The sequence below is a fragment of the Candidatus Spongiihabitans sp. genome (assembly GCF_965247905.1).
In the GTDB taxonomy this organism is placed as follows: Bacteria; Pseudomonadota; Gammaproteobacteria; order Arenicellales; family Poriferihabitantaceae; genus Spongiihabitans.
Genome location: NZ_OZ252047.1, coordinates 810,816 through 836,953, shown reverse-complemented (window position 1 = coordinate 836,953; position 26,138 = coordinate 810,816). Strand labels below are relative to the sequence as shown.

Annotated in this window: 29 protein-coding genes and 2 pseudogenes; 14 read left to right on the top strand and 17 right to left on the bottom strand. The window is 51.8% G+C overall.

Translation table 11 applies throughout. The features are described 5' to 3' along the window. Window positions 1-11: 11 nt before the first annotated feature. The gene (locus tag ACP158_RS04175; RefSeq protein WP_424947719.1) at window positions 12-524 is read right to left on the bottom strand and encodes a peroxiredoxin; all 513 of its coding nucleotides are present in this window, start codon (window positions 522-524) and stop codon (window positions 12-14) included. Window positions 525-689: 165 nt separating this feature from the next. Between ACP158_RS04175 and ACP158_RS04170 the strand changes: the two genes are divergently transcribed. Then, complete coding sequence (locus ACP158_RS04170) at window positions 690-1,829, top strand: aromatic ring-hydroxylating oxygenase subunit alpha (protein ID WP_424947718.1); 1,140 nt, start codon at window positions 690-692, stop codon at window positions 1,827-1,829. A gap of 38 nt (window positions 1,830-1,867) precedes the next feature. Here ACP158_RS04170 and ACP158_RS04165 read toward each other — a convergent pair whose 3' ends face one another. Both ACP158_RS04165 and ACP158_RS04160 read right to left on the bottom strand, forming a co-directional pair. Beyond that, a complete protein-coding gene (locus ACP158_RS04165; RefSeq protein ID WP_424947717.1) occupies window positions 1,868-2,086 on the bottom strand; it encodes a BrnA antitoxin family protein in 219 nt (72 codons plus the stop codon). Then, window positions 2,083-2,362, bottom strand: a pseudogene (locus tag ACP158_RS04160) (BrnT family toxin). Before ACP158_RS04160 ends, ACP158_RS04165 begins: the two are co-directional and overlap by 4 nt. An 82-nt stretch (window positions 2,363-2,444) precedes the next feature. Here ACP158_RS04160 and ACP158_RS04155 point away from each other — a divergent pair. Then, window positions 2,445-2,696 carry a hypothetical protein gene (locus tag ACP158_RS04155; protein WP_424947716.1) on the top strand — a complete coding sequence of 84 codons (252 nt, stop codon included), beginning with the start codon at window positions 2,445-2,447 and terminating at the stop codon, window positions 2,694-2,696. Between the two features lie 425 nt (window positions 2,697-3,121). Here the strand turns inward: ACP158_RS04155 and ACP158_RS04150 are convergent, their stop codons facing one another. After that, window positions 3,122-3,619: a disulfide bond formation protein B gene (locus ACP158_RS04150; RefSeq protein WP_424947715.1), complete on the bottom strand. Its 498-nt coding sequence runs from the start codon at window positions 3,617-3,619 to the stop codon at window positions 3,122-3,124. Next, window positions 3,619-4,428: a pteridine reductase gene (locus ACP158_RS04145; RefSeq protein ID WP_424947714.1), complete on the bottom strand. Its 810-nt coding sequence runs from the start codon at window positions 4,426-4,428 to the stop codon at window positions 3,619-3,621. Before ACP158_RS04145 ends, ACP158_RS04150 begins: the two co-directional genes overlap by 1 nt. Window positions 4,429-4,476: 48 nt before the next feature. Here ACP158_RS04145 and ACP158_RS04140 point away from each other — a divergent pair, with 48 nt between their 5' ends. The 4 genes from ACP158_RS04140 to metA all read left to right on the top strand — a co-directional run bounded on the left by ACP158_RS04140 (window position 4,477) and on the right by metA (window position 8,556). Then, window positions 4,477-5,703, top strand: a complete 1,227-nt coding sequence (locus ACP158_RS04140; RefSeq protein WP_424947713.1) for a class I SAM-dependent methyltransferase — start codon at window positions 4,477-4,479, stop codon at window positions 5,701-5,703. Then, window positions 5,703-6,500 (top strand): undecaprenyl-diphosphate phosphatase, encoded by a 798-nt coding sequence (locus ACP158_RS04135; RefSeq protein WP_424947712.1) that lies wholly within the window; start codon window positions 5,703-5,705, stop codon window positions 6,498-6,500. The genes ACP158_RS04140 and ACP158_RS04135 overlap by 1 nt, the downstream gene beginning before the upstream one ends. A 72-nt stretch (window positions 6,501-6,572) precedes the next feature. After that, window positions 6,573-7,409, top strand: coding sequence for an ATPase (locus ACP158_RS04130; RefSeq protein ID WP_424947711.1), 837 nt, complete (start codon window positions 6,573-6,575; stop codon window positions 7,407-7,409). A gap of 46 nt (window positions 7,410-7,455) precedes the next feature. After that, a complete protein-coding gene (metA, locus tag ACP158_RS04125; RefSeq protein ID WP_424947710.1) occupies window positions 7,456-8,556 on the top strand; it encodes a homoserine O-succinyltransferase MetA in 1,101 nt (366 codons plus the stop codon). A gap of 173 nt (window positions 8,557-8,729) precedes the next feature. On the opposite strand, the gene ACP158_RS04120 is transcribed toward metA, so the two are convergent. The 3 genes from ACP158_RS04120 to ACP158_RS04110 all read right to left on the bottom strand — a co-directional run bounded on the left by ACP158_RS04120 (window position 8,730) and on the right by ACP158_RS04110 (window position 10,992). Continuing rightward, window positions 8,730-9,161, bottom strand: a complete 432-nt coding sequence (locus ACP158_RS04120; RefSeq protein WP_424947709.1) for a ComEA family DNA-binding protein — start codon at window positions 9,159-9,161, stop codon at window positions 8,730-8,732. Between the two features lie 171 nt (window positions 9,162-9,332). Next, window positions 9,333-10,568, bottom strand: coding sequence for a cell division protein ZapE (zapE, locus tag ACP158_RS04115; protein ID WP_424947708.1), 1,236 nt, complete (start codon window positions 10,566-10,568; stop codon window positions 9,333-9,335). A gap of 73 nt (window positions 10,569-10,641) precedes the next feature. Further along, complete coding sequence (locus ACP158_RS04110) at window positions 10,642-10,992, bottom strand: hypothetical protein (RefSeq protein WP_424947707.1); 351 nt, start codon at window positions 10,990-10,992, stop codon at window positions 10,642-10,644. A 27-nt stretch (window positions 10,993-11,019) separates the two neighbouring features. Here ACP158_RS04110 and ACP158_RS04105 point away from each other — a divergent pair, with 27 nt between their 5' ends. Genes ACP158_RS04105 through ACP158_RS04090 form a run of 4 tightly spaced genes read left to right on the top strand, consistent with a single transcriptional unit; the run spans window position 11,020 to window position 14,309 of the window. Beyond that, window positions 11,020-11,703, top strand: a complete 684-nt coding sequence (locus tag ACP158_RS04105; protein WP_424947706.1) for a hypothetical protein — start codon at window positions 11,020-11,022, stop codon at window positions 11,701-11,703. Further along, window positions 11,624-11,905 carry a hypothetical protein gene (locus ACP158_RS04100; RefSeq protein WP_424947705.1) on the top strand — a complete coding sequence of 94 codons (282 nt, stop codon included), beginning with the start codon at window positions 11,624-11,626 and terminating at the stop codon, window positions 11,903-11,905. The genes ACP158_RS04105 and ACP158_RS04100 overlap by 80 nt, the downstream gene beginning before the upstream one ends. Continuing rightward, the gene (locus ACP158_RS04095) at window positions 11,902-13,584 is read left to right on the top strand and encodes a hypothetical protein (protein WP_424947704.1); all 1,683 of its coding nucleotides are present in this window, start codon (window positions 11,902-11,904) and stop codon (window positions 13,582-13,584) included. Before ACP158_RS04100 ends, ACP158_RS04095 begins: the two co-directional genes overlap by 4 nt. Further along, window positions 13,581-14,309, top strand: a complete 729-nt coding sequence (locus ACP158_RS04090; RefSeq protein WP_424947703.1) for a hypothetical protein — start codon at window positions 13,581-13,583, stop codon at window positions 14,307-14,309. The genes ACP158_RS04095 and ACP158_RS04090 overlap by 4 nt, the downstream gene beginning before the upstream one ends. Before the next feature lie 43 nt (window positions 14,310-14,352). On the opposite strand, the gene ACP158_RS04085 is transcribed toward ACP158_RS04090, so the two are convergent. Beyond that, complete coding sequence (locus tag ACP158_RS04085) at window positions 14,353-14,658, bottom strand: hypothetical protein (RefSeq protein WP_424947702.1); 306 nt, start codon at window positions 14,656-14,658, stop codon at window positions 14,353-14,355. Between the two features lie 24 nt (window positions 14,659-14,682). Between ACP158_RS04085 and cysQ the strand changes: the two genes are divergently transcribed. Continuing rightward, window positions 14,683-15,480, top strand: a complete 798-nt coding sequence (gene cysQ, locus ACP158_RS04080; RefSeq protein ID WP_424947701.1) for a 3'(2'),5'-bisphosphate nucleotidase CysQ — start codon at window positions 14,683-14,685, stop codon at window positions 15,478-15,480. Window positions 15,481-15,521: 41 nt separating this feature from the next. Here the strand turns inward: cysQ and xerC are convergent, their stop codons facing one another. The 5 genes and pseudogenes from xerC to ACP158_RS04055 form a co-directional block, all read right to left on the bottom strand. Beyond that, window positions 15,522-16,472: a tyrosine recombinase XerC gene (xerC, locus tag ACP158_RS04075; RefSeq protein ID WP_424947700.1), complete on the bottom strand. Its 951-nt coding sequence runs from the start codon at window positions 16,470-16,472 to the stop codon at window positions 15,522-15,524. Window positions 16,473-16,475: 3 nt separating this feature from the next. After that, the gene (locus ACP158_RS04070) at window positions 16,476-17,126 is read right to left on the bottom strand and encodes a DUF484 family protein (protein ID WP_424947699.1); all 651 of its coding nucleotides are present in this window, start codon (window positions 17,124-17,126) and stop codon (window positions 16,476-16,478) included. A gap of 132 nt (window positions 17,127-17,258) precedes the next feature. Then, window positions 17,259-18,535, bottom strand: a pseudogene (locus tag ACP158_RS04065) (amidohydrolase). Window positions 18,536-18,816: 281 nt separating this feature from the next. Beyond that, entirely contained in the window at window positions 18,817-20,295 is a 1,479-nt protein-coding gene (locus ACP158_RS04060; protein WP_424947698.1) for a cation:proton antiporter, read from the bottom strand. Between the two features lie 66 nt (window positions 20,296-20,361). Beyond that, on the bottom strand, window positions 20,362-21,144 hold the full coding sequence (locus ACP158_RS04055) for an SDR family NAD(P)-dependent oxidoreductase (RefSeq protein ID WP_424947697.1): 783 nt from the start codon (window positions 21,142-21,144) through the stop codon (window positions 20,362-20,364). Between the two features lie 75 nt (window positions 21,145-21,219). Between ACP158_RS04055 and ACP158_RS04050 the strand changes: the two genes are divergently transcribed. Beyond that, a complete protein-coding gene (locus ACP158_RS04050; protein WP_424947696.1) occupies window positions 21,220-22,200 on the top strand; it encodes an ROK family protein in 981 nt (326 codons plus the stop codon). A gap of 149 nt (window positions 22,201-22,349) precedes the next feature. Continuing rightward, on the top strand, window positions 22,350-22,709 hold the full coding sequence (locus ACP158_RS04045; protein WP_424947695.1) for a hypothetical protein: 360 nt from the start codon (window positions 22,350-22,352) through the stop codon (window positions 22,707-22,709). 32 nt (window positions 22,710-22,741) lie between these two features. Here ACP158_RS04045 and ACP158_RS04040 read toward each other — a convergent pair whose 3' ends face one another. After that, entirely contained in the window at window positions 22,742-23,926 is a 1,185-nt protein-coding gene (locus ACP158_RS04040; protein WP_424947694.1) for an ISNCY family transposase, read from the bottom strand. Window positions 23,927-24,021: 95 nt separating this feature from the next. Between ACP158_RS04040 and ACP158_RS04035 the strand changes: the two genes are divergently transcribed. After that, window positions 24,022-25,737 (top strand): YadA-like family protein, encoded by a 1,716-nt coding sequence (locus ACP158_RS04035; RefSeq protein ID WP_424947693.1) that lies wholly within the window; start codon window positions 24,022-24,024, stop codon window positions 25,735-25,737. Here ACP158_RS04035 and ACP158_RS04030 read toward each other — a convergent pair. Both ACP158_RS04030 and ACP158_RS04025 read right to left on the bottom strand, forming a co-directional pair. Beyond that, the gene (locus ACP158_RS04030; RefSeq protein ID WP_424947692.1) at window positions 25,734-25,907 is read right to left on the bottom strand and encodes a hypothetical protein; all 174 of its coding nucleotides are present in this window, start codon (window positions 25,905-25,907) and stop codon (window positions 25,734-25,736) included. The genes ACP158_RS04035 and ACP158_RS04030 overlap by 4 nt on opposite strands. A gap of 49 nt (window positions 25,908-25,956) precedes the next feature. Next, entirely contained in the window at window positions 25,957-26,121 is a 165-nt protein-coding gene (locus ACP158_RS04025) for a hypothetical protein (protein ID WP_424947691.1), read from the bottom strand. Window positions 26,122-26,138 lie beyond the last annotated feature (17 nt).

The following is a 26,138-nucleotide window of genomic DNA, read 5'->3' as shown; positions in this document are numbered from 1 at the left end:
TAGCACTTTGATCAGGCGGAAATACTGGATAAAAAAACTTTTTTAATGACACCATTATTGCAAATAAGAGTAGTTCGCTTAATCAAGGTTTTACCTTCAACCTCCATTGTAGGCAAGGACAACGCTTCAGCAAGTTTTAGTCCCTCATCACTCAGAAGAGCAAACGGAAGATGAAGCCGCTCAGCGGCTTCTTGTTGATATACTGTTGACTGCGTACTGAGACCAAATACCGTCGCATTGAATTGATTGAGTTCTTCATAATAATCTCTAAATGAGCATGATTGAGGGGTACACCCTCTAGCCCCAGGAATTTGATCCCAGCCATCCGGTAGTGGTGTATCAGGGCGGCCAGTCATAGGATAAATATAAATTACCGTAAGCCCACTTAAAGACGATAAGTTGATTTCACCACCTTTCGTTGAAGCTAACGATAAATGAGGAAGGCTCATACTAGTTAAATGGTTGCAGGCACCATCATCAACTGGTACGGGTAGCTCAGTTGGCAATTTAGATATTGATGTCATTCATAACTCCTATAGAGGGCTTAACGTTTTGCTCACCTGTAAATTTGAAGCGAAGCGGAAAACCTGTCAGTATGCAGCAATTTGATTCTCGTTCTCACACGGGAGCGTGGGAACGAGAAAAATTTGTAGAAAACAGCCTATCAAGTTATCTTGGCCCTTTCGAAAATGTCTGTAGCGCACATTAAGCAGGCGCTTAATACGGTGAGGCATCCGCTCTCATCCTGCCTGAGCCTTCCTCCCGCTTGTTACCATGATCAGGCGTGGTGGCGGCATGAGATGAAATGTTTATTCGGCAAGGGCTGGTTCGCGGTCGGGCGCGTCGACCAGTGGCAGGCACCCGGGGATTTCGAAGCGATCAATGTGGCCAATATTCCGCTAGTGATCATCATGGGCAAAGACCATAAATTACGCGCCATGTCCAATACCTGTTTGCATCGCTCGAGTCAGATCATGTCTGGCAGTGGAAATTGTCGCGCCATGGTATGCCCATTCCACGGCTGGAGTTACGACGCGACCGGACAGGTGATTTCTGCGCCGCGGATGGAAACTGCAGAATGCTTTTCGGAAAATGAACATCAATTAAAACCGTTTAATGTGGCGGTCCAGGATGGTTTCGTATTCTTGAGTCTGCAAGATAATCCAGAGCCGCTGCATCAGTGGTTAGGCGATTTTTCGGACTTGCACCGCGCCTGGTCGTTTAATGACTTGGCGACCAGTCGGCGGCGAAGTTTTGCGGTGGACTGCAACTGGAAATTATTCATTGAGGTATTCAATGAATACTATCACCTGCCGTATGTGCACCCGGATTCCATCGGTGGGTTGTATTCGGAGCCGGACGCGGCGGATGATGTCATCGGCCAATACACCAGCCAGTTTGGTCGAACCTCGGGCAATGCCGCCTTGCTTGAGGTGGCGCAACAGCAGGGTCGATCCCTGCCGGTCATAAAATCGCTGGATGAAATCCGGCGAAAGGGCACGCGCTATACCTGGGTGTATCCGAACATGACCTTTGCCGCGAGTTCAGACTGTTTGTGGATGTATCATGTTTATCCATTGAGCGGCGCCAGCACTCGGGTAGTGCAAACCGTTTGCTTCCCCTCCGCCACCATCGCGCGGCGCGACTTCAAGGCCAAGTCGGCCGAGTACTACAAGCGTTTTGATTTAGCCATTGACGAAGATATTCCGGCACTGGAAAAACAACAAACTGGAATGCAGTCGCCGTATGCGGTTCAAGGGCGCTTTTCCGCGCTGGAGCCGAGCGTCGGCAACTTCGCCTGTTGGTATTCCGAAGCGACTCGCAAGTAACGCGGCGGCGGTTTTTGTAGTGCGGCGTTCGCCAGGCTTTATGATGCCCACTTCATGTGCAACTTGCGATGATGAACGGCGCAATCACGCAAATAAAGATTGATCAGTGTTTGATACGGGATGCCGGTTTGTTCAGATAAAGACTTGAAATATTCCACTGAATCACAATCAAGACGTATAGTGACGGGTTGTTTAAGATATTTGATGTAAGGATTTTTTTTGCCTTTCATCTTTGAAAAATCATAATGTTGTTTCATTTTCTTTCACTCCAATATACGCGCTCCTCATCTTTATCTGCTTTTCTGGCTGAGATGATTCGCACAACAGTTCTTGCCTGAAGCAATGACAAACTACAAGAGTATTTGATTTCAAGTTCGTGCCAAGCAGAATAAAGCGGTCCTCGCTTTCTGAATGCTCTGGGTCATGGAATTGAATGGCATATTCATCATAAAAAACAGTTCGTGCTTATTCAAAAGACACACCATGCTTGCCCTGTCTTTCTTATTGTTCCACTCAAACTTTAGATACTCCATATGTACATTGTACTTATGTCAATAAATTGGATTCAAGATACTTTAAGGTATAGTGAAATGGTCATAACTAATTGTTCTATAAATGAAAAATAAGCATGTCATTCGTTGCCGAATTTCGGGGAATAAATTCAGGGCGATCCTGCGGCTGTTTTGCCTTGATATCGAGGCTTGCGAAGTCGCTCGAATCACCGGCGTCTCTGGTCCGGCGACCAGCCGATTGTATATTCAAATCAGACAACATATCGCCGGGCAATGCGAGCGAAGGAGTCCGGCTACGCCGGACGACATATTCCACTGGATTGCCCGGCCAATAATAATATGGGCCGGGCAATGACGCCCCTTATTTGTCATTCTCGCCGGCAGGCGGGAATCCAGAGTGGCGAAGCCGCGATAATAAGGAGTTCGGCTACGCCGAACGGTTTAATAACTGGATTGCCCGGAACAAGCCGGGCAATGACGAATTATAGGTAATAGAGCACGTTTTAGTGTCACGCTTTGCGTGACAATTATTTACCATTGTCTTCTCAAAAGGAATCATTGCCTTCCGATTCACCATTGTCCCCCCCAGCCCGTCATTCTCGCCGCAGGCGGGAATCCAGTTAAAATATGTCGTCCGGCGTAGCCGGACTCCTTTGAAAGAGTGTGAGTTTCGCTTCAATATGCGCCACGAAAATGGGTGTCAATATCTGCTAAAATCTATCCGAAATCACCGCTTAAAGTATCTTGAACCTAAAATCGTCAATGTCAGGGTTTACGTCATCATGATTTACGCGACATCAGCATCAGGGCAAGCGCGGTTAAAATCGCCAGCCAGATCAAACTCCAGCCGGGCATGGAAATGCCAAACCAGGTCCAGGAAACTTCCGCGCATTCTCCCGAGCCTTTGAATACGGTTTCAAGCATTTTGCGCAGCGGAAAAACCTCGAGCATATAGTCCAGCCCAGGACCGCATTCGGGAACCTGATGCGCGGGCAGGCTTTGCAACCACACATGACGGGCGGCAATACCAAGACCCAGCACGCCGAAAACCGCCGCCAGCAACCCGTATAGCCGGCGGCCCGCGCTGGCCGGGTTATGCAAGAAAGTGGCCAGAAACACAACCCCCATGCCGATAAACGCGACGCGCTGGAAAATACATAACGGGCACGGGTCTAAACTTTCGATATGCTGAAAATAAAGGGCGATGGCAATCAGCGACGCGCAGGCAATAAACCCAATGCACGCGAGCGTGCGCGTGGAAAATGACGGCGTCGCCATTACGGCGATACGCTGCGCCCCCCATCCACATTGATTACCTGTCCGGTGATGTAGTCCGAATTTACCAGTAAAAAATGGATGGTTTTGGCGATGTCGTCGGGTTCGCCGGCGCGCTTTAGCGGGGTTTTTGAAATCATTCTTTGACGACCAATTTCATCGCTGTCGTTTTCGGGCCAAAGAATCGCGCCGGGAGCCACGGCATTAACGCGTATTTCCGGGCCCAGTTCATTGGCCAGGGATTGGGTCAACGATACCAGCCCGGCTTTTGACGCTGAATAGATGGCGTGATCCAACAGCGGGCGCTGCGCGTAGATGTCGGTGATGTTGATGATGCAGCCGTTTTGTTTTTTCAGGTAGGGCGCGGTGGCTTGGCTAAGAAAGTACGGGGCTTTGAGATTGGTATCCATGATGGTTTGCCATTGGCTTTCCCTGGACGAGGCAATCGGGGTGGGGGAAAATGCCGATGCATTATTAACTAATGCATCGAGTTGGCCGAGCGCATTAACCGCCTCGCGGATGAGATATTTTACCTTGGCAATATCGCCAAGGTCGCCCTGGATCAAGCTCGCCGAATCAGGCCGAATTTCGCAAAGTTCAGCGCGAATTTTCTCGGCCTCGACCGCGCTATGGTTAAAATGAATAATGATACGCATACCATGCTGGTGCAAATATCGGGCCGTGTAAGCGCCAATCCGGCGGCTGCCGCCGGTGATTAACACCACTTTATTTTCAAGGTCATTCATATTGAATACGCGCAAAAAATGATAGCATGGCGGGTCGAATTTTACCGCGTTGAATTCGGTTTTCATTGCCGGACACCCATGCTATTTTAAGCGGATAACCAGACATCGATCGGCATGATACGCCCGCCAAACAAAATTCAACCAAACAAAATTCAAGCCGCGCACTCGGCCGCGCTTGCAAATGTTATCAGAGAATGCATTGAGCGCAATCACGGCTGGATAAGTTTTGAACAATTCATGGCGTTGGCGTTGTATGCGCCGGGTTTGGGATATTATAGCGCCGGGGCGAAAAAAATCGGAGCGCACGGCGACTTCATTACCGCGCCATTGCTGGGCAAGCAATTTGCCGGATGCCTGGCTCGGCAATGCAATGAAATCATCGAAAATTTGGCGGCCAATCAACCGGCCACGATCGCTGAATTCGGCGCTGGCACTGGCCGGTTTGCGCTGGATTTCTTGATTCATCTGGATACGTTGCGCCGGCTGCCGCATCAGTATCTGATTATTGAAACCAGCGCTGACTTGAAACAACGGCAAAAACAATTAATTGAAACCAGTGGCCGCGCATATCTTGATATTATTAAATGGTGCGACGCGATTCCCGAAACCGGGATCAGCGGCGTTATTATCGCCAATGAGCTGCTCGATGCCTTGCCGGTCATGCGCTTTCAAATTGACGACAGCGGACAAGCAAAAGAATTGGGCGTGTCGATGATCGACCAGCGGTTTGATTGGCAAGTTTCAACCCATTCAATCCCTGATGCGTTGCAACAACGATTAAGCCAATATTCGCTGCCGCCAGGCTACCAGAGCGAAATTGGCGCACAGGCCGAGGGCTGGGTACGAGCGATCGGCGAAAAGCTGATTTCAGGAGTTATGATTTTGATTGACTATGGTTTTCCTCAAGCCGAGTTCTATCACTGGGATAGAGCCCAAGGCACGTTAATGTGTCATTACCAACACATCGCCCATGACAATCCGTTTTATTTTCCGGGCATCCAGGATATGACCGCGCATGTGGATTTTAGCGCGATTGCCGCCGCCGGGCAGGATGCGGGCCTGCAAGTAATGGGTTATTGCGGTCAGGGCGGATTTTTGCTGTCGCTGGGGTTGCTGGAAAATTTTGCGGCCATGCAAAATAACGCGATGCAAAATAATGCAACAGCCAACCCGCAATCGCTTGCGCGATCACATACGCTGGCACATACGCTGGCACAGGAAATAAAAACACTAACCTTGCCGCACCAGATGGGCGAGTTGTTCAAGGTTATCACCTTGGCAAAGAATTATTCCGTCCCACTCAGCGGCTTCGCCATGCACAATCATCAAGGGCGGTTGTAATGGCGTGGACGCAAGCGTTGTGGTTGTCGGTCATTCAGGGCCTGACCGAATTTTTGCCGATATCCAGTTCCGGGCATCTCGCCTTGGCCCCGGCGTTATTCAATTGGCCCGACCAGGGGCTGGCATTTGATGTGGCGGCGCATGTGGGCAGCTTGATTGCCGTTTTAATCTATTTTCACAAGGATATCATTCTGATTATTGGCGACTGGCTGCGCTCGCTGGCCGGCGGGCCGGTCACCATTTATAGCAAGTTGGCGTGGTCCATCGCCTTGGCCACGGCGCTGGTTGGCGGCGCCGGCATTTTGCTCGAGGACATGGTCAGCACGGCGTTGAGAAATCCGTTGCCCATTGCCGGCGCCACCATCGTCTTCGGGATTATTCTGGGGGCGACCGACAAATTCGGAGCCAAGCGGCGGCGCATCGAATCCATCTCATGGAAAGATGTGCTGGTCATCGGCGGCGCGCAAGTGTTGGCGTTGATCCCCGGCACCTCGCGCTCAGGCATCACGATTTCCGCGGGCTTGATGATGGGCTTGACCCGCGAGGCGGCCGCGCGGTTTTCATTTTTGCTGGCCATACCGGTCATTGCCCTGGCCGGCATTTGGCTGGGAACAGGGCTGGCTGAGCAGGCGCAACCGGTGCAATGGTCAATTTTGTTTTTCGCGACCGCGGTATCGGCCATGGTCGCACTGCTTTGCATTCATTATTTTTTACGCTATCTGCAGCATTTCAGTTTGCTGCCGTTCATGATTTACCGATTGATTTTAGGCGTGATTTTGCTTGTGGTATTCCTGTAAAATCCGGGTGCAAATTTTGCGCCGCTGCAAGTTAGTGAAATGGTTGGCGAAACGATTTAGTGAAATGACTCAATGAAAAAGACCGCTCAACAATTCAGGCAATGGCCGAACCAGGCGATCACCCTGCTGGGCATGTCCGGGGTGGGCAAGACCACGTTATCCGCCCGGCTGCCGCGCGAGTCCTGGTTTCATTATTCCGGCGATTATCGAATCGGCACCAAATACCTTGACGAGCCGATTTTGGACGACATTAAAACCCGGGTCATGGAAAATCAATCGCTGAAGGAGTTGCTGCGCAGCGATTCAATCTATATCCGCAATAATATCACCATCGATCATCTGCATCCGCTGTCGTGCTTTTTGAGCAAGATCGGAAATCCCGAGCTCGGCGGGCTGAATGTGGACGAGTTCAAGCGTCGCCAAAACCTGTTTTTCGAGGCGGAGATCCGCGCCATGGCGGATGTGCGTGAATTCATGGAAAAAGCCCGCAGAATTTATGGTTATCCGCATTTCGTCAATGACGCCGGCGGCAGCATCTGCTACCTGACCGATCAGGAATGTTGGAGCAACCTGAATGAATTGACCGTGGTTTTGTATTTGCGCGCCAGCGATAATATGGAGAAAACATTGATTGAGCGCGCCGGGCGTAATCCCAAGCCCTTGTTCTATGAAGAAAAATTTCTGGACCGGCATTTGGCTATATATCTGGAAGAAAACAACTTAACATCGACGGATGAAATCTCGCCGGATGAATTCGTGCAATGGGTTTTTCCCAAATTGATTAACTATCGCAAGCCGCAATACGAACGCCTGGCGGAAAAATACGGTCACACCATTGAGGCGGAAAAGATTTTTGCATTGCCGGAACAGGCGGACATTATCGACTTGATTTGCGAAAGCATGTCATAGCCGCCCGCGATGATGATCTTTTTGCCCGCCCTGCCCACCTATCCTTATGCCACTGGTCGCCGACACAGACTTGCCCGCGTTTGAGCGGCTGCGAAAACAGGGACAGGAAATCCTGGCGCCTGGCCGCGCGCAGCGACAGGATATCCGGGAACTGCATATCGGCTTGTTGAACATGATGCCGGACGCCGCGCTGCAAGCCACCGAACGGCAGTTTTTGCGGCTGGTCGGGTCAAGCAATCGCATCGCGCAGTTTTATGTGCATCCGTTCACCTTCGCCGAAATCCCGCGCGCGGCGGATGCGCAGGCGCATATCGACAAGTATTACAGTCGCTTCGATGATCTTAAGGAGCAGGGGCTGGACGCGCTGATTCTGTCCGGCGCCAATCCCGCGCAGAGCGACATCACCACCGAGCCGTTTTGGCCGCCGTTGGCAGAAGTGGTGAATTGGGCCAAGGACAATGTTTGCTCGGTGATGTGTTCGTGCCTGGCGACTCACGCCATCGTGCAACTGCTTTGGGGCTTCGAGCGTTATGCGTTGCCGCACAAGCGCTGGGGAGTGTATTCGCACCGCGTAACCGATCAATGCCATCCGTTGACCGCGAATATCGATAGCCGGTTTGACGCCCCGCACTCGCATGTTCATGAAGTCAACGCGCAACAGTTTCGCGACGCCGGGCTTATCGTTTTGGCGGAGGGCGCGGAGTCCGGACTGCACCTTGGCGCCAGCCCCGACGGCCTGCGCTTCGTGTTTTTCCAGGGCCATCCGGAATACGAGGCGGTGAGTTTGCTAAAAGAGTACAAGCGCGAAGTCATGCGCTTCATCGCCGGCGTCCGCGCCGACTATCCGCCTTATCCGCAAAACTATTTTTTTGATGACGCCCGCGATGTGCTGGATGCTTTCGAAAAAGAGATGGCCGCGTGTTCGGGAAACTTCGCTAATCTGCGCCCGTTTCCTGAGCCGGAACTAGCAAAAACCATCGACATCACCTGGTCCGACACGGGCAAGGCAATGGTCAACAACTGGCTCGGGCTGGTTTATCAGGTCGCCAACAAAGACCGAGCGAAAGTATTCATGGACGGGGTCGATCCTGCAGACCCGCTGGGGTTGGTTGCGGGCAAAAGCCATGTTGACAAAAAGCCAATCTGACAAACGCCAGGCCAGAAATAATCGCGCTCAATCGGCCACCGCGTAACGGCAGCCGTTCCGCATCATTTCCTATTGAAAGACCCCTATCGGAATGTGATGCGGTTCGCGCCAGCGTTGACGCAAACCGCACCCATTTCCTTATGGCGATTAGGCGTTAACCCGCCAAAACCCGACTACCCGCTCGCTTGATTCTGGTTGGAATCCGTTGCGGTCATTTTTTCGCTCGGAGGGTTGTCGCGCATTGCCGGGCTAATTTTAGAGACGCCGTCATTCAGGCTGCCGTATTTCTTTATATCCTCCAGCGTCTTTGCCCCGATTCCGCGCACTTCGAGCAGATCTTCAAAACTTTTAAATCCGCCGTTTTGTTGACGCAGCGCGATGATGTCCGCCGCCTTGACCGGGCCAATTCCGGGGATGTACTCCAGCGTTTCGGCGTCCGCCAGGTTAAGATTCACTTTTTCAGCCGTGTTTTCCGCCGCGCCGGCAACGGCAAACATGCCAATCGCCATTGCCATTGCCGCCCCCTGAAAAAACTGCAGAAAAAACCGCATAAAAAACCTGATGCCACTTTGCCCGACTTGGGCCCTTTGTCTCATTGTTTGCATAATCAATTCTCCTTGATTGCCTTAGATTTCCTGGTTAATAAATGACCCATTGCAAAAACCAAATACGTGTTTTCACGGTGGGCAAGCAGAATTTATCGAATTCAAATATTAAAAGATGTGACATAAGTCACAAATAGGCGGTTTTTTTGCCCATTAGAACACGTTGAGCACTCAGGACAAATGCGGTTTTGCAAGGTATTCATGCGAGCTCATCTCGGTCAGACGGCTGGCGGTGCGCTTAAATGGCTCGGCCAGTCTTTTGCCGGTGTAGATATTTTCTGGCGGATGAGCGGAAGACACGATCAAGTTGACGTTGCGGTCATACAACTCATCCACCAATTCCATGAATCTTCTGGCCGCGTCATCGAGCGCGGCATCCAGTTGCGGGATGTTGGACAGCAGGATGGTATGGCATTGCTTGGCGATTTCAATGTAATCGGATTTGGAGCGATGGGTCTGGCACAAGGCTTGGAACTCAAGCCAGACCACCCCTGAACCGGTGGCCACAATGGCGATGTCGCGGCCGCAAACCGTCATTACCTGCGCATCGCCATGAACATTGTCATGCGCACTGTCATCGACTTTGCCGGTCAATTGATGGAAGCATTTCGCCAACGCCGCATCCGCGCGCGCGCCTGGCGGCATGTGAAAAACGGCATGGCCCTGCAAACACGCCATGCGATAGTCGTTGCCGCTATCGACCTGTATCGCAACGGTATGCTGTTTGAGCAGCGCAATCGCTGGCAAGAATCGATGTCGCTGGAAACCATCCCGGTAAAGATTATTTATCTCGGTATTCGAGGTCGTGACCAACACCAGGCCATGGCTGAAAAAGTGATTAAGCAAGCCCGACAGAATCATGGCATCGGCGATATCCGTCACCGAAAATTCATCCAGGCACAGGACTTTTATGCGAGATGCGAAACTGGCGGCGACCAGGTCGAGGGGATTCTGGCGGCCCTTGATTTTGTTTTTGCGGTCGTGCACCGATTGCATGAAACGATGGAAATGAATGCGTTGGCCCAATCCTTCCGGCAAGGATTGATAGAACATATCCATCAGCATGGTCTTGCCGCTGCCCACGCCGCCGCACAAGTAATAGCCCGAGGAATAGGCGTGAGAATAGCCCGGGGAATAGGCGTGCGCCGACGCTTTAGCGGGTTTGAACAGGCGCTGAAACCAGTTTCCTTGGTCTTGATTCGAGACCAGTTTATGGCACAGCGCATCAAGCTGCCTGATGGCATTGAGTTGCGCCGCATCCGGGCTCAATTCTCCCTGTTCAATGCGGCGTCGATAAAGGGTCAAAGGCGCGCTTCGCATCCCGATGATTGTTACCTCGTTAATGAATAGGTTTAAGCAACCGCCGCCAAGACGCAACGACGACGCCACTGGAATCAATTCTACCAAAATTATCCGGCGGCGGCTTGCCCTGCGGCGGCGGCCGTCCGGGCGACGTGATGCTGTCGCTCGATTCCCCGCGTCATTCCTGTATATGTTCACTGTTTCGATGACAGTTTTCCCTCATTCTCGTCGCAAGCGGAAAAATCGCCCTCCCTCTGCCGTCATTCTCGCCGTAGGCGGGAATCCAGACGCTTTGATGCCGCGATAAAAGGAGTTCGGCTACGCCGAATAGTTTAATAACTGGATTGCCCGGAACAAGCCGGGCAATCCAGTGGAATATGCCGTCCGGCGTAGCCGGACTCCTTATGCTTTGATACCGCACCGTTCGATGCGAGGATGACGGCAGGGATGATGCGAAGCCGGGCACCTTAAAGCGAAATACCGATAGTTTTTCAACCGTATTTCTGATTAAATTGCCTTTACCATTCATCCAACCGCACAAGCAACGCCCCAAACAATGCTCCCCATCATCCAATCGTTGTGGATCGGCGACGACCTGACCAATCTGGAAAAACTCTGTGTCCAGTCGTTTATTGACCATGGGCATGAGTTTCATCTTTACACCTACGCCGACATCGGCGGCATTCCCGATGGTGCGGTGGTGAAGGACGGTAACGAAGTTTTACCAACGAGCAAAATCTTTCGTTGTTGTGATGGGCGCCTTGGCCCGTTTAGCGATTGGTTTCGCTACGAGTTGCTCGCCACGCGTGGTGGATGGTGGGTGGACATGGATTTAATTTGTTTGCATCCGTTTGATTTTTCCGCGGACATCGTGTTTGCTCCCGATGATGACATCGGTTACTTTGCCGGTGTGGTCAAGTTTCCCGCCGGACATGAATGTATGACCAATCTGGCGGCGGCATGCGCCAACACCAGGCATCGTGAAAAGATTCGTTATGCAACTTTTTATCGCATGCTGACAGCGGAAATTCGCCGCTTGAAATTGCAACGCCATGCCGTGCCGATTTCCACCTTCTTTCCGTTGGAGACCGATCCGGTGTCGCTGATATTCGAATCTGGGGGGGGGGGGGGGGGGGCGATTTGGCAAGCGCACCTACGGCATGCACATAGCCGGCGGCAAGTTGCTTCGGCTGCCCGGGTTTTCCAAGAACGCCAACTTCCCACCCGACTCGGTATTTGAACAGTTAAAACGCAAGCACGGAATTCCCTCGGTCACGGATGCACCGACTTACACCCACGATGAAATCAGCGCGCTGTTTGTGCGCTACCGCGCAGATGGCATTACGCGCAAAGAAGCGAAAAAGTCACGCCTGAAAATCACCGTCGCCGCGTTGGCGGCGGCGTTATTGTTGGTGGGATTTTCGATTGGGGTGATGGTGTGACGTTACCGATTATTCAATCGCTTTGGATTGGCGACGAGTTATCGCAGATGGAACGCCTTTGCGTTCAATCCTATCTTGACCACGGTCACGAATTCCATCTCTACACTTACGGCGAAGTCGGCAATATTCCGCGCGCCGCGGCTATTAAAGACGCCAATGCTGTCGTGCATGAAAATAAAATTTGGCGCGGCAAGCACGGTGGGTTATCCGGTTTTTCTAATGAATTCCGTTATGAAATGTTGTTTGCCAACGGCGGGTTTTGGGTGGATATGGACACCGTGTGCATGAAACCTTTTGACTTTGATTCAGACATTATTTTTGGTTACGAAGCCGATAAATATGTTTGCAATGCCGTTCTTGGTTTTCCGGTCAGGCATGAATTTTTAGAGGTGATGCGGTCGTTATGCCGTTTTCACAATGCCGCACAACCGTGGGACACAGGACGGCAAAGGAAACATAAATTTATTCGCCGGTTGTTGCGTAAAGGAAAAGATGGTGCACGGTTTGGTTCGGTTGGCGGCCCAAAAGTTTTGACCGCGGCGTTGCTTCATCACGACCTTATACAGCACGCCAAGCCATCCATTTATTTCTATCCGATATTGTGGGCGAGCATTTTTGACAACACTTTTTGCAATGGCATTGAGGTGTATAAAAATACTTACAGCATCCACCTGTGGAATGAAAAAGGTCGGCGCATCAAGGAATTTGATAAGAACGCCATGAAAAACCAAACTGACAACTTCGCTGAGTTTCAGTTTAACCCCGCCACGTTATCCGCGCCGCGGCCGCCGGGCATCAGTACTTATATGCGAATCAAAAACGAACAGCAGTTCGTTCGTCTGGCGATTGAATCGCATCTGCCGTTTTACGATGAAATCATCGCGGTTTATAACGACTGTACAGACGACACCGAAACGATACTGCGCGACCTCGCAGCAAAGTATCCGCAGAAAATAAAGGTGTTTCACTATCTGCCAAAAGTGGTTCCGTTGGCAACAAAAGAGCATGACCAAACGCCGACCGCCTCGGTGCATAGCACGGCGAATTATTCTAACTACGCGTTATCCAAAACCACTTACCGCGTTGCCGCGAAACTGGACGCCGACCACCTCGCCATTCCGTGCAAACTCGTGCCGTTGATTAAAACTATTCGCGCCGACATGGAGATGGACAACCTAAAAGTTTATACCTTCTCCGGCATCAATCTTATCCGAGATCAAACAGACAACCTTACGGTTTGCCCCGACCCGCGCCGCGTATACTCTGGCAACGGTGATATTTTTTATCACCAAGTTCATACCGGCGGGATGTTTTATCAACGCCGGCGTGTCGAGCATTTTGAAGTGCCTGATAAAAAACCGCCGCACCGCGAATATCGTTATATGGGTATTGTGTATTTTCATTTGAAGTTGTTGAAAAAAGAATTCATTGAACCGCGCTATGAAAAAGGAATTTCGTTTGCCGAGTTCGCCACGCCGGATTATCAACGCTACCTTCGCCAGCAACTTCCGCGCAAAGACAGATTGCTTTGCGCGTTGTATGACTTTGCTGTGATGCAGCGCGTCAAATACAAATTAATCGGCAAGCCGCCGCAAGTACGGCATGTATGGCTGACTCGTTTGGCAGACGACTTACACGGAATAGATTTCGAGCGTGATGCGTTGCAATGGTTGGCGTGAATCGCACCGAACCAATTTCGCACTTTGATGATTGGCAACTGCCGATGGAATTATATCTTGCCAATGGCGAGACCATCACCTGTTTGCGATGGATACAAAAAAATTCGAATCAATCGCGGGTATTTGAAGGTCAATGGCAGTCCAAATCGGTATTGATAAAACTTCTTTTGGGTAATTACCGAAGTGCATACCGCGCGTGGCGCGAGCAAGACGGACACCGCATCTTGACCGCGTTGAATATAAAAACTCCGCAGTTGTATTTTTGCGGTCGTTGCGACGGCGGACATGCCGTGGTGTTTGAATTTCTGCAGGCGCAAGCACTGCATGAACTGTGGCAAAAGCAACCGTCATGCCGTACACAAATTGCTGAATGGAGTATCAATTTGTTTGTGAAATTGCATCGCAATGGCTATCGGCATATTGATTTTCATCTCAACAATTTTTTGGCGGTGGGTGATGTCTTTTATGTGGTGGATACGCGTTCAATACGCAAAGTGTCACACTCGTTGCGAACGGGAACTTTGTTGCGTGTGTCAAAAAATTATGGACGCTGGCAACGGCACAATCTCGTACAATGTTTCGCACGATTTGATTCAGCGATGGGTGAAGTGATGATGGATGCGCTCCGGCGTGGTTATCCCGAAGCGGCAAACGACCCCGAACTCGCACCCGCAATTATTCACGCGGCAAAACGCCGTGCCGCTCGTCACGCGAGACGAAACTGATTGATGACGCGGGAATAATGCCATTGTGTCCGGCTTTCAAACATCAAATCGGCGGCTTCGCCGCCGAAATAAGGAGTTCGGCTACGCCGAACGGTTTAATAACTGGATTGCCCGGAACAAGCCGGGCAATGACGGGTTGGGGGGTAATTGTAAATCGGGAGGCGATGAGTCCTTTTGAGACGCCAATAGAAATGAGGAAAAAACTGTCAGCGAAATAGTGAACATATATAATTCCTGCGCAACACCCGGCGGCAAACCGCTTGCAGTTATGCGGGTAAAGCGGTAGCCTGCCAAGACGACGCAGCGACCATCCGCTGTCGCTGATGCCCAAATCCCTAAATTGCGTCACGATATTTTTGACCCTGTTTTAACGATGAAACGACTGCTGGAAAAAACCCTGGATATCGCCATTGAAGCGGGACAACAAATATTGTCTGTCTATGAGACTGAGTTTGAGGTCGAGATAAAAGAGGATGGTTCGTCGGTGACGCTGGCAGATCAACGGGCGCATGAGTTGATTGAAGGCGCGTTGCAAAAACTCGATGCCATAATCCCGGTAATGTCGGAGGAATCCAGCCAGGAGGTGTTTGACGAGCGCGTGAACTGGCGCAAGTTTTGGTTGGTCGACCCGCTGGACGGCACTAAGGAATTCATTAAACGCAGTGGCGAGTTCACGGTCAATATCGCGCTCATTGAGAACGGCGCGCCGATTTTGGGGGTGGTGCATGCTCCGGCAAGGGACATCAGCCATTTTGCGGCAACCGGCGTCGGCGCATTCAAACAGGAAGGCAATCAGTCGATGAGCGCGATAAAGGTCAGGGAAATGCGCGCTAACGGCGCGATTATGGTGGCAAGCCGTTCTCACTCAGGCGCCGAAGTGGCGCGTTTTCGGCACAATCTTGAGCAGGCAGTCGGTCATGTCGAGGTCGCCAGCATGGGCAGCTCCCTCAAGATATGCCTGGTTGCGGAAGGCGGTGCGGATATTTATCCTAGACTGAGGCCGACTTGCGAATGGGACACGGCGGCGGCCCAATGCGTCCTCGAAGTTGCTGGCGGACAAATTACCGATCTAAACGGCCAGCGGCTAAAATACAACAAGCCCGATATATTGAACCCCTGGTTTCTCGCCAGCGGCGACAAATCCATTGATTGGACACAATATCTGGATTGATGGCCTGATTGATGGCTAAAGGCATGGGGTCGATGGGCCGCCTATTTCGAAGACTTGCGCGCTCGCGGATGCGCTTGGTCATAGACCTTGGCAAGATGCTGGAAATCCAGATGGGTGTATATTTGTGTGCTGCCGATATCTGAGTGTCCCAGCATTTCCTGCACCGCACGCAGATCGCCGCTGGATTGGAGAATATGGCTGGCGAATGAATGGCGCAACATATGAGGATGCAGTCTGCGGCCAAGCCCTTTTGCTTTTGCCCATTGGTTTAGCCGATATTGAATGCCGCGCACACTCAGTCTGGCGCCATTTTGATTGACAAACAAGGCATGTTCCGGCGGCACGTTATTCTGCGGCGGCATATTATGGCACGGCTTTAGCAACTCGTGCCGCCGTGCCAACCAGGCGGTCAGCGCGGCGACGGCTTTGCGGCCGACCAGGACTATCCGGTGTTTATTGCCCTTGCCGACAACGATAATTTGGTTTTGTTGAAAGTCGATGGACGTGTCATTAAGAGCAGCCAGTTCGGACAATCGCAACCCCGAAGAATAGAATAGTTCAAGCATGGCATGATCGCGCAAGGACAAAATGGAACTATCGTGTTGCTCAAGCAACCCACTGAGCTCATCAACGCTTAAAGTGCGCGGCAATTTTTTCGGATATTTAGGGGCCGCTATCCCTGCAAATGGATTCACCGCCGCGCCGCCTTGCTTTAACAGGAATCGATAGAACGCCCGGCAGGCTGAGAGCATACGCTGTATGCTGCGTCCGGATAATCCGCGCTGGTGCAGTTTTGCTGGAAAAAATCGCGCTTGCCGACGGGTTAACAATGACCAATCCGAAACCCCATTCTCATTGGCAAATTCAATTAACCGCTGCAAATCACGCCGGTAAGCATGGATAGTGTTGGCCGATAATCTTCTTTCGCGCTCAATGGCATTGAGGAATTGCCCGACCTGGCCTAGCAGGCGAGAATCTTGCGGACGCGGCATGGGTTATTCGTTGCCTTGAAAATAGCCGCCCACCAAAAGACCCAATCGGTCAAGAAACATAACCCCGATCCCAGGTTGAAAGCGCGCATTGGAAGTTGAGCCAAGCACCATAACGCCCTGAATTCCATCCGAAAAAATTAACGGGACAAAGGCACAGGATTTAATTGCCTTGAAGTTATCGTGAAACAACGCTTCGAGTAAATCGCTTGAAACCCGGTCATCGCAGACACTGCTTTGATGGGCTACCCGTTGCCTCGCATCGTCGTACTTGGGATGACCGCAGGCGCCCTGCTCGCGCTTCAGCAGGATAGCCACATCATTCACATTGAATTGTCGCCGCATAAGCGCGATGACTGTTTTAACCGCGTCTTTTCTGTTTTGCCTGCTACTGAGCAGGCCAATCGCCATCTCCAGCAAGTCGGACTCCAACCGCTGATTGTTTTTTGCGCTGTCAACGATTAAATCAATCTTGGTTTGCTGCTGGTTTTCCCGATCTTTCCAAACCTTGCGCTGCCTTTGATAAAATGGCGCGGCGCCCACTTTTTTATCATCGCCATCGCCAAAATCCAAATCGCGCAGCAACGCCTGATTTTCCTCGAAGAAAGACGGATGTTGTTTTAAATAATCGATTACTTCCTGGGTTTTGGTCGTCATGTTTATTTGAGAAATGGGTTTATTTGAGAAATGGCTTGCGTTAGCGGCTGATTATACCCTGCAACGGTTATACAAAAATAGCATTCCCATTGATGGCGGGTGTTTCTGGGCCTGTTTTTACTGGGCCTGCTTTCACTGCATTTCAGGAAATTCTGGACTGCGGTACACTTCTTTTCCCGCCAGCAAGGTCAGCAACACTTTGGTGTCCGCAATGGAGTCCACTGAAATTTCAAACAGATTCTGATCAACCACAACCAGGTCGGCGAATTTCCCCAGTTCAATGGAGCCGGTTTTGTCTTCGTGACGCATCAGATAGGCGCCGTTAATGGTGTACGCCTCAATCACATCGCCGATCGTCTCGAAGCTTTCCGCCCCGCGAGTCAACGCATGTTGCATGGCAACGAATGGATTCATGGCGCTGACATCGAAGTCACTGCTCAGGGTGACCACCGCGCCGCTAGCGTGAATGCTGCGTATTGGAATGGGATTATGCGCCTTCTCGCCAATCAGGAATTCGGCGTCGCGGTAAGCCTCGGGCAACGACCAGTCTCCGGCAACCTGAAAATCGGCAATCACGTTGAGCGCCTTGAATCTGGGAATATCAATATCGTCGACAATTTCCAGATGCGTTAGACGATGGCGGCGGTCGTCGCCATCAGCCTGGCCGCGGCTGGCTGCTTCAATGGCGTTTTCATCGCCGCGGTGGTGTTATCCACTACGCCATCCATATAAACCTTGATCTGGGATATGCGCAACAGGCGGCCAGGATCATTTTGATACAATCTCTTGAGCGTTTCAATTTGACCGTCGTCCTTATCGGGGTAGGCCCATAAACTCAATACAACCCGCGCGCTCAGGCGGTTTTCATCAGCCAGTTTTTGCCACCCCTCATGGTGCTTGCGCGTCCAGTATACACGCGCATCGACGATCGAGGTCAGCCCGTTGCGGGCAAGTTTTGGCAGCGTTTTCAGCATGCCTTGGTGGGCCAGATTGAGCAGCGTTTCTGTCGGCGCAAAGGCATACTCCATAACCATGTTACCGGCGTTATCCACGAGTATGCCGTTCGGCTCTCCGCTCTTCGCATCTTTGACGATGACGCCGCCCGGCGGGTTTTCAGTATGCTTATCGATGCCGGCCGCTTGCAGCGCCAATGAGTTTGCCCACATGGAATGCGAAGTGAAATCCATCATTAGCGCCGGTTGATCTGGAATGGCCTGATCGAGAATTTCGACGGGTGGTCGTTGCGTGTTCAAAACATCAAATATCGAGTAACCCCAGCCCAGCGCCCAACTTGTGCCGAGTTGGTCTTTTGCGCAGCGGCGCAGATAATCTATTTCACTTTCCGGATTCATGCCGATACGCAGGCGGCAGGCCGCGCCGGCCGGATTGCCAGATTCCAAAGGATGCATGTGCACATCATGCAACCCCGGCAACACCAGATGGCCGTTTAAATCGATGACCTTCTCGGCCTGCTCTAAGCGCGCTTGCGCCTGTTCCGAGCTGCCCAGAAAACGAATGAGTCCGTCTTCAACGCCAATGGCTTCGACCCAGGGTTGCGCGGGATTGACGGTATAAACTTTTCCATTTATGAGCAGCAAGTCCAGCGCGCTGGCCGGCAAGGTCAACAACAGTCCGCCGAGAACCGCTGCTGAGAATAATCGTCGCACTTGCTGGTTGAATTCAGGCCTGCTCAATCCGCAGGGTGTTTGGTGTATCGTCTCTTTTCCTGTTCCATCATCTCCTTGTATTCAGGCATATCTTGCGGAATCGGGGCCGGTTGCGGGCGCGACAGGGTGATGCCTAAAACTTGAAGTTGCTTGAATCCGAGATAATAGGGTTTCCACCACTTGAGACTGACCGGCACGGTAATATTCAGCAGAAACGCGGTGAACATCAGGATATAAAACTGGGTGATGTCGATTAACTGATTTTGGACGAAGGCGATATTGATAACGATAAACGCCAACTCGGCGCGCCCTAACATCCCAAATCCAATCATTACGCTTTCATGCCACTTGTATCTGCCGGTGAATCGGGCGGCAATACCGGCCGACAAAACTTGAAGCACGACCACGAGCGTGTACAGGACAATGACCGCGGGCAAGGCATCCAGCACCACCGCCAGGTCAAACTGGAGTTTCCCGCCCAGGTTCACAAAGAAAATCGGGCCGAATATGGTGAACGCCAGATGCTCGATGACATGGTTGGTTTGCTTGAACAAATTGTCTTTTTTCTCCTGCTCGATGATCTCGCCTTCCTCGTTCTTCACCTTCTTGGTTTTAGCATGGACAAAGTAATCGGCATGCAGAAACAGCCCGGCAAAATAGGCGCCAATGGCCGGGTGAAAGCCCAGCCAGTGGGCGATGACGCCGAGCAGCATGGCAATGAACAGCATGATCAAAGGGGTGAATTCGCCGCGATGCAGCAGCAGGAATCTGCGCACCCCAAAATTCGCCATTATTCGGCTGATGCGATAATCAATGACTTGATAGAAACCAGGGTTTGCGGGTAATGCTTTGGGGCTCCGATCAGGAAATGCGATCAGCCCCATAAACAGGGTAATGGCGAAGAAGATGATGACTTTTGCGATAATCCATAAAATGCTCAATAGGCCGGCCGCTTCCCCATCGTTACCCGCGGAACCAACCAGTATGATCGGCACCAGTATCGCCACGCCGACCAATGACAATACATCATCGATTACCGCAGCGGTCATGATTCCGGTGGCTGCGGTGGATTTGTGCAACAAGTCGCCGCGCAAACTCATCATGGTCAGGCTGACCGCGGTGGCGGTCATGGTCAAGCCCCACAGCAATGCCGAGTTATGGCCATAGCCAAACAGGCTGGCGGTGCCGTACCCGGCCATGAACGGAAATGCCGCGCCAATCAAGGCCACGCCCAGTCCGCGCTTGACCCCTTGCGAAAATCTGTTGATGTCTTCTTCCAAGCCGAGCGCGAACATGATAAACACGATGCCCCATTCACCAATGGTTTCCAGGAATTCATTGTGCGCGGGCAATAAACCCATATTGGTGAGCAACGCGCCGGCAACGATCAGCCACACCACATCGACTGTTCCGGTTTTCTTGCTAATCAGTTTTGAAATCAGCACGACGCCAAAAATAATGGCGGAATATTCCCAAATTGAAAATGCTGCGAATTGGTTCATGGTCGTGGTCTCGGTTTGAATTTTAGAAGCGGGCCGCCGCGCATTATACAACGCCTCCAAATCCGGTCAAAACAATCCGGGTTGCACCGGCGAAGCCGCGGTCAGCCCGCCATCCACGGTAAATGTTTGGCCAGTAACGAATGAGGACTCATCCGACGCCAGCCACATCGCTGTAGCGGCAACATCTTCGGGTTGCCCAAAGCGCCCGGCCGGGTGGCGCGCCAACGCATCGGCCCTGGCGGCAACAGGATCATCGGCTAAAGCAAAAGCCGCGTCCGCCATGCCGGTCATAATCCAGCCCGGACAGATTGCATTGCAGCGTATTCCTTGCGCGCCATGATCAACGGCGATGCTTCGGGTCAAACCATGGACGAAACCTTTTGAAGCGTTATAAAGCGCCATGCCGGGGTCGGCGTGATTGGCGGCGATGGAACCGATATTAATAATGATGCCGCCACCACTTTTTGTCATTAACGGAATCAATGCACGACAGCATAAAAACACGCCTTTGGCATTGACGCCGATGACGTAATCCCAATCATGGTCGGTTGAGTCAACGACATTCTTTTCAACTTGCACGCCGGCGTTATTGACCAAAACATCGAGTTCGCCGTATTGGCGGCGGATGAACTGAGCCAGCCTTTGCACCTCCTGGCTTGACGATACATCGACTCGCTGCCAGGCGCTGCCGGGTTTCAGGTAATCAGGCCGGTCACCGCGACCGCAGGCGATCACCGTGGCGCCGTCTTGTTCGAACCGTTCTACTATGGCTCTGCCGATTCCACGGCTACCGCCGGTCACCAAGGCAATTTTATTTTTTAATTGCAGGTTTTTCAACTTTGGGGTCATGCTAAACTGGTCATGCTAAATTGAATGTGCGGCGTTCCGTATAATACATAAATTATTTAATTTAGGGGTTGGTTTATGTCCGGTCATGTTTTGTGGGGAATTGATCTCGGCGGCAGCAAAATAGAAGGCGTGGTTTTGCAGCCAACAACAAAACCTTGCGCCAAGTCGCGGGCAAAGACACGGGCAAAGTCATGGGCAAGCGCAAACGTGCTTTGCAGAAAACGTATTGCCACGCAGGGGTCACAAGGCTATGGGCATGTGCTCAACCAAATTAAAAGCCTGATACAGGCCATGAGCGCGGAGATTGGCGCGCGCCCGCAGCGGATTGGTTTCGGCATGCCCGGCACCATTGAACCGGCCACCGGATTGCTCAGGGGCAGCAACTCCCAAAACCTGAATGGAAAGCCACTGCATAAAGACCTGGAAAAACTGCTTGGCATTCCGGTGGCAATGGAAAACGATGCAAATTGCTTTGCATTGGCGGAAACAAAATTAGGCGTCGTCGGGGAAGTCGCCGAGAATGCCCGCGTCGTTTTTGGCGTAATACTCGGCACCGGAGTAGGCGGCGGCATAGTCGTCAACGGAAACTTGATCTCCGGAACACAGTCCATCGCCGGGGAATGGGGCCACAATTTCCTGCATGAATCCGGCGGGCAATGTTTTTGCGGGCGCAGCGGTTGTGTTGAAACCGTTATCTCCGGCACCGGGCTGGAAAAATACTATGCCTCCATCGCCCACCAACAACGACCGCTGAAACAAATAGTCGAACTGGCCGAAGCGGGGGATGGCGATGCTGTAAGCACCATGGACCGGTTGGTGCAGTTTTTTGGTCTGGGAATCAGCAGCATCATCAACATCCTCGACCCTGACGTCATCGTGATCGGCGGCGGCGTTGGCAACATCGATTTGCTTTATAGCAGAGGGGTCGGCGAAGTTGCCAAGCACATTTTCGCGCCGCGCCTGAAAACCAAAATTGTCAAGCCAAAACTGGGCGACAGCGCCGGTGTTTTTGGTGCCGCTTTCTTGTTCGAGGGCGCCCCAAGTCAGTCGGGATAATTACGCGGCGGCGCAATATGTAAGCACCATGTTAAGCATACGGACTTATATAGGAAAGTTGGCAAAACATAAAGCACTAAAACCTGCATAGGCTCAGATACATATGGCACACCTCAATCCAAGAGGAGATGCCATGCAAGTCCAGCATATTGGCTACCAAACAAGAGGGTTTTTTCTCGTTTGCTTTTGGCGTCTCAAAAGAAATCATCGCCTTTCGATTCACCATTGTCTCCCCAACCCGTCATTGCCCGGCCCATATTATTATTGGCCGGGCAATCCAGTTAAATATCTGTCACGCGCAGCGTGACTCCTTTATTCTCGGTTACTTTGGCATCTCAACTCGCCTTTGTCCTCTCGGTTCACCATTACCTATCATTTGTCATTGCCCGGCTTGCCCGAACAATCCGCTATCCACCTCGTCATTTGTCCAGTATATGGCATCAAAAATAATGCTGTTAGGAGTAAATAGAACTGTCCTAATAATTAACACGACATCTGTCCGCTTTTAATTGGTTTATACTCATGACATTGTGAAGCGGATTTACGCAACGTCAGCCTGTATTTGTTCCTCATTCAATAAACAGCCATCTTTTGAATATCGTCCCAGTCGTCTGGGACCATGAAAAATTGAAATCAAGCCATCTAAATGGATCACAACCTTTACTTTGGCTTTGATGTAATGATAGCGATGTTTGTCTTTCGGCAGCTGTAAATTGAGGTTGTTAAATTGCACGCAATTGTCTTTCCTCACCCGGCGCTCATAACGCTGACAAAGGTAATCATCCAGATTAACGCCGGCAAGCCGGACAAACGCATTGCCTTGTTCTCTTGCAGGACGCGCAAACTCCTCATTGAAGGCCGGCCTGTAATGATGGTTAAGGTATGCATTAGCGGCTTTTATATCGGTGATGCCGTTGAGCGCCAATTCTTGAGGCAAGCGCCCTTGGTGAGTAGCAAAGGCACGTTCAGATCGCCCGCGAGCCTCAGGCGAATAGGCGGCAATCATATCAATGCCTAAGCGTTTAAGGGCAATGCCAAATTGAGTCGGATTGTTTTTATCCACCTTGCCGCCCACCTCTGGTGTATGCCAGTAATGGCTGCCCCGGTCGGAATAGAAAGTACAGAAAATACCTTTAGCCTTGAGTACATCTTTGACACCCAGCAACGAACTGACCGTGCCTTCCTGTTCAACAAAGCGCATGGAATAATGCTCGTTAGTGGCATCATCCATAGTCACAATTAAATCCCAATACACCCCGGGCACCCATAAATGGGTACTGCCATCTTGATGGATCATCATGCCGGGCAATGCACTGGGGAGCCGTCTAATGCGATGAGGTCCAGGTGATTGACCTTTGGCCGCCAAATTAGCTGATTGAAGTTGGTTTTTAACCCAGCTATAGCTACGCGACCCCTGGTGTTTTCGTTGATACCAACGATGAAAATGCCTGACATTCCAGCCATTATATCGACTGGAATATAAATCAGTTAATGCCATCACCTCATCAACCGGAGCGCACCGTACTGATAGGGTGTGCAGTCTTTTGTCACACAAGCCTTCCAGCCCTGACTCTTCATAACGGTTGATATACCTGCGAAAACTACGACTGCAGACTCCTAACAAAATGGCTGCCTCCTCTTGGCTTAATCGTTTGCATTGATATCCTTCATATGCCTCTTCAAATCTCATCTGTTTTAATTCCTCAACAAAGGCTGTCCGGTTCATTTGCCACCCCCAAATAGGATAGAATAAATCCGGACAGTTCACGTGTTAATTATTAGGACAGATAATTTACTCCTAACAGGCATCAAAAATAATGCTTGACAACCTTACCGGTTTTTAATAATATCCGCGTTGCTTTACTCATTTGCTATTTTTTTCTATCTAAACCAAGAGGATTTATCCATGAAAATATTCAACACCAAAAACCCGACCAGCAAAATTCTGGGGGGGGGGGTAGCACACTAGCCCTTCTATTCACCATCACCGCCGTCGGGCTGGCAGTGCCGGCTTACGGGCAGACCGATACCAATACCGATACCATTACCAGTCCTGACTGCACGACAGTGCCGGCGGCGGCAGGAACCGGTGGAATACAGACTGGTGCCGACGCTTCTTCGTTTGCTGCTGGCTGTGGTGCGGAAGCCAACACCGATGGCAGTGTCGCCATTGGCGAGGGTGCGACGGTGGAGGAATATAATGTCATCACGGTCGTAGCAAGCGTTCCGGGCGTGGCGACTCACACCTATTACAGCGATTTGGAAACCAATGCCGATGGCGTTCCTCTGAACAACGCAGTGGGCATGACAGTGGAAAAAGATCAGGACGGTGTTCTTCATGTGGTGGCCAATGGCGCACGAACCGGAGTCATTGACGAGGATGCCGATAAAAAATCCGCGCTGATCAAACTAACTGGTGCGGGCACACCCGGCTCGACCACTACGGTGCAAGAGGGCGATAATGGTATCGCCATTGGTAACCAAGCGCGGGTAGTGGGCGAGAACAGCGTCGCCATCGGGCCTGGTGCGAGCGTGGTGAAGACAACTACCACGGTCGTAGCAAGCGTTCCGGGCGTGGCGACTCACACCTATTACAGCGATTCGGAAACCAGTGCCGGTGGCATTCCTCTGAACAACGCAGTGGGCATGACAGTGGAAAAAGATCAGGACGGTGTTCTTCATGTGGTGGCCAATGGCGCACGAACCGGAGTCATTGACGAGGGTGCCGATAAAAAATCCGCGCTGATCAAACTAACTGGTGCGGGCACACCCGGCTCGACCACTACGGTGGACACTCCGGTCCTGAACGCTGTCGCCATCGGTGATAGTTCATCCGTCACTGGTGATAGAGGCGTCGCCCTCGGCGCAGGAGCAAGCGCAGCAGAAAACGGCATCGCCATCGGCGCCGGGGTTGAAGCCGGGGCAGACGAAATCAGGATTGGTGGAGAGAGCCAGACAAACGTGCGGGTCGGGGCTTACGACCTGGACACTATCACCGACAACGGTGTCAGGATCGATACCAACGTCGCCGGCATCGACACCAACGCTGGCGGCATTGCGGCCAACGTCGCCGACATCAGCACCAACGCTGGCGGCATTGCGACCAACGTCGCCGACATCAGCACCAACGCTGGCGGCATTGCGACCAACGTCGCCGACATCAGCACCAACGCCGATGATATTGAGACCAACACCGCCGGCATCGACACCAACGCTGGCGGCATTGCGGCCAACGTCGCCGACATCAGCACCAACGCTGGCGGCATTGCGACCAACGTCGCCGACATCAGCACCAACGCTGACGATATTGAGACCAACACCGCCGGCATCGCCACCGCAGTCGCTTTGGCCGGTCTGCCGGTTTTCAAAGGCGGCACCGGTGGCTGGGGAATTGCGCTCGGCTCTTTTGAGGGCGAAACCGCAATTGCCATTGGAGCAAACTACAACCTCAATCAAGGCAGCAGCCTAATCAGGTTCGGCATTTCCACTTCCAGCGGCGGAACCAGCGGCACCATTGGTTTCGGAAAGGGGTTTTAGTCGGTTATTTTGTTTCCTCTTGTGCCACGACCCGGGCAGGGATTCGCCCGGGTTGTGTCGCGCTTCGTCATACTTACCCGGAATATCGCGGCTACGCCGGACGGCGTATTCCACTGGATTGCCCGGCCAATAATAATATGGGCCGGGCAATGACGACTCTTATTTGTCATCCTCGCCGGCAGGCGGAAATCCAAGAGTGGCGAAGCCGCCGGGACGCGCTCATACATTAGCGGCAAGCAACAAGCACCATCGCCTTGCCGTCATTCTCGCATCGAACGGCGCGGTATCAAAGCAAAGGAGTCCGGCTACGCCGGACGGCGTATTCCACTGGATTGCCCGGCCAATAATAATATGGGCCGGGCAATGACGAATCTTATTTGTCATTCTCGCCGGCAGGCGGA

Coding starts and splice junctions, on each gene's coding strand:
- ACP158_RS04135 (WP_424947712.1), top strand. CDS start 5,703: ATGGCGTGGACGCAAGCGTTGTGGTTGTCGGTCATTCAGGGCCTGACC.
- xerC (WP_424947700.1), bottom strand. CDS start 16,472: ATGCCGCGTCCGCAAGATTCTCGCCTGCTAGGCCAGGTCGGGCAATTC.
- ACP158_RS04110 (WP_424947707.1), bottom strand. CDS start 10,992: ATGAATGGTAAAGGCAATTTAATCAGAAATACGGTTGAAAAACTATCG.
- ACP158_RS04100 (WP_424947705.1), top strand. CDS start 11,624: ATGCACATAGCCGGCGGCAAGTTGCTTCGGCTGCCCGGGTTTTCCAAG.
- cysQ (WP_424947701.1), top strand. CDS start 14,683: ATGAAACGACTGCTGGAAAAAACCCTGGATATCGCCATTGAAGCGGGA.
- ACP158_RS04155 (WP_424947716.1), top strand. CDS start 2,445: ATGAAAAATAAGCATGTCATTCGTTGCCGAATTTCGGGGAATAAATTC.
- ACP158_RS04070 (WP_424947699.1), bottom strand. CDS start 17,126: ATGACGACCAAAACCCAGGAAGTAATCGATTATTTAAAACAACATCCG.
- ACP158_RS04120 (WP_424947709.1), bottom strand. CDS start 9,161: ATGCAAACAATGAGACAAAGGGCCCAAGTCGGGCAAAGTGGCATCAGG.
- ACP158_RS04165 (WP_424947717.1), bottom strand. CDS start 2,086: ATGAAACAACATTATGATTTTTCAAAGATGAAAGGCAAAAAAAATCCT.
- ACP158_RS04040 (WP_424947694.1), bottom strand. CDS start 23,926: ATGAACCGGACAGCCTTTGTTGAGGAATTAAAACAGATGAGATTTGAA.
- ACP158_RS04175 (WP_424947719.1), bottom strand. CDS start 524: ATGACATCAATATCTAAATTGCCAACTGAGCTACCCGTACCAGTTGAT.
- ACP158_RS04145 (WP_424947714.1), bottom strand. CDS start 4,428: ATGAAAACCGAATTCAACGCGGTAAAATTCGACCCGCCATGCTATCAT.
- ACP158_RS04170 (WP_424947718.1), top strand. CDS start 690: ATGTCTGTAGCGCACATTAAGCAGGCGCTTAATACGGTGAGGCATCCG.
- ACP158_RS04055 (WP_424947697.1), bottom strand. CDS start 21,144: ATGACCCCAAAGTTGAAAAACCTGCAATTAAAAAATAAAATTGCCTTG.
- metA (WP_424947710.1), top strand. CDS start 7,456: ATGCCACTGGTCGCCGACACAGACTTGCCCGCGTTTGAGCGGCTGCGA.
- ACP158_RS04150 (WP_424947715.1), bottom strand. CDS start 3,619: ATGGCGACGCCGTCATTTTCCACGCGCACGCTCGCGTGCATTGGGTTT.
- ACP158_RS04050 (WP_424947696.1), top strand. CDS start 21,220: ATGTCCGGTCATGTTTTGTGGGGAATTGATCTCGGCGGCAGCAAAATA.
- ACP158_RS04140 (WP_424947713.1), top strand. CDS start 4,477: ATGATACGCCCGCCAAACAAAATTCAACCAAACAAAATTCAAGCCGCG.
- ACP158_RS04030 (WP_424947692.1), bottom strand. CDS start 25,907: ATGACAAATAAGAGTCGTCATTGCCCGGCCCATATTATTATTGGCCGG.
- ACP158_RS04130 (WP_424947711.1), top strand. CDS start 6,573: ATGAAAAAGACCGCTCAACAATTCAGGCAATGGCCGAACCAGGCGATC.
- ACP158_RS04025 (WP_424947691.1), bottom strand. CDS start 26,121: ATGACAAATAAGATTCGTCATTGCCCGGCCCATATTATTATTGGCCGG.
- ACP158_RS04105 (WP_424947706.1), top strand. CDS start 11,020: ATGCTCCCCATCATCCAATCGTTGTGGATCGGCGACGACCTGACCAAT.
- ACP158_RS04060 (WP_424947698.1), bottom strand. CDS start 20,295: ATGAACCAATTCGCAGCATTTTCAATTTGGGAATATTCCGCCATTATT.